Source organism: Thalassovita gelatinovora (genome assembly GCF_001458355.1).
GTDB classification, from domain to species: domain Bacteria; phylum Pseudomonadota; class Alphaproteobacteria; order Rhodobacterales; family Rhodobacteraceae; genus Thalassobius; species Thalassobius gelatinovorus.
Genome location: NZ_CYSA01000020.1, coordinates 1 through 1,262 on the forward strand (window position 1 = coordinate 1; position 1,262 = coordinate 1,262).

The 1,262-nt window shown below is 57.9% G+C and carries 3 protein-coding genes; all 3 read left to right on the forward strand.

Going from position 1 to position 1,262, the window contains the following annotated elements:
• Positions 1-48 precede the first annotated feature (48 nt).
• The 3 genes from TG4357_RS11280 to TG4357_RS11290 all read left to right on the forward strand — a co-directional run bounded on the left by TG4357_RS11280 (position 49) and on the right by TG4357_RS11290 (position 1,116).
• The gene (locus TG4357_RS11280) at positions 49-243 is read left to right on the forward strand and encodes a Flp family type IVb pilin (protein WP_058263009.1); all 195 of its coding nucleotides are present in this window, start codon (positions 49-51) and stop codon (positions 241-243) included.
• A gap of 242 nt (positions 244-485) precedes the next feature.
• The gene (locus tag TG4357_RS11285; protein ID WP_058263010.1) at positions 486-680 is read left to right on the forward strand and encodes a Flp family type IVb pilin; all 195 of its coding nucleotides are present in this window, start codon (positions 486-488) and stop codon (positions 678-680) included.
• A 241-nt stretch (positions 681-921) separates the two neighbouring features.
• Entirely contained in the window at positions 922-1,116 is a 195-nt protein-coding gene (locus tag TG4357_RS11290; RefSeq protein WP_058263011.1) for a Flp family type IVb pilin, read from the forward strand.
• Positions 1,117-1,262 lie beyond the last annotated feature (146 nt).

Genomic DNA, 1,262 nt, shown 5'->3' on the forward strand with positions numbered 1-1,262 from the left:
CGTTACCGCCGCGGGCAACCTGAGACATACATTCACTGGAGAGAAACCATGATCAACTTCATCAAGAACTTCCGCAAAGACGAAGACGGCGCCGTAACTGTTGACTGGGTCGTGCTGACCGCAGCCGTTGTTGGCCTGGGCATCGCAGCCGTGACCACCGTTTCGGGTGGCATCGACACCGCAGCCACCACGCTGACAAACGACCTGGGCACCAGCATGACTTCGGCGGCAGCTGTCAACTAATTCCGGCCTGACCTCGGTCAGACCAAAGGGCCGCGCCTGATATCAGGCGCGGCCCTTTTTTTCATTCTGCGGAACCGTCCCGAAAGAACCGCGAAAACGTCGTTAACAATTCCCTAATTCGCCAAATTGCCGCCCCATTCAAAGGTCTAAATACAGTCATACCACGACGGGGACAGGCAGTGAGAGAGCCGACACGGTCCCGCCGCGGGCAACCTGAGACATACATTCACTGGAGAGAAACCATGATCAACTTCATCAAGAACTTCCGCAAAGACGAAGACGGCGCTGTAACGGTTGACTGGGTCGTGCTGACCGCAGCCGTTGTTGGCCTGGGCATCGCAGCCGTGACCACCGTGCGCGGCGGCATCGACACCGCAGCCACCACGCTGACAACCGACCTGGGCACCAGCATGACTTCGGCGGCTGGCGTCAACTAATTCCGGCCTGACTTCGGTCAGACCAAAGGGCCGCGCCTGATATCAGGCGCGGCCCTTTTTTCATTCTGCGGAACCGTCCCGAAAGAACCGCGAAAACGTCGTTAACAATTCCCTAATTCGCCAAATTGCCGCCCCATTCAAAGGTCTAAATACAGTCATACCACGACGGAGACAGGCAGTGAGAGAGCCGACACGTTACCGCCGCGGGCAACCTGAGACATACATTCACTGGAGAGAAACCATGATCAACTTCATCAAGAACTTCCGCAAAGACGAAGACGGCGCCGTAACTGTTGACTGGGTCGTGCTGACCGCAGCCGTTGTTGGCCTGGGCATCGCAGCCGTGACCACCGTGCGCGGCGGCATCGACACCGCAGCCACCACGCTGACAACCGACCTGGGCACCAGCATGACTTCGGCGGCTGGCGCCAACTAGTGCCGGGCTGCCTGCGTTCAGACCAATGGGCTGCGCCTCATATCAGGCGCGGCCCTTTTTTCATTCTGCGGAACCGTCCCGAAAGAACCGCGAAAACGTCGTTAACAATTCCCTAATTCGCCAAATTGCCGCCCCATTCAAAGGTC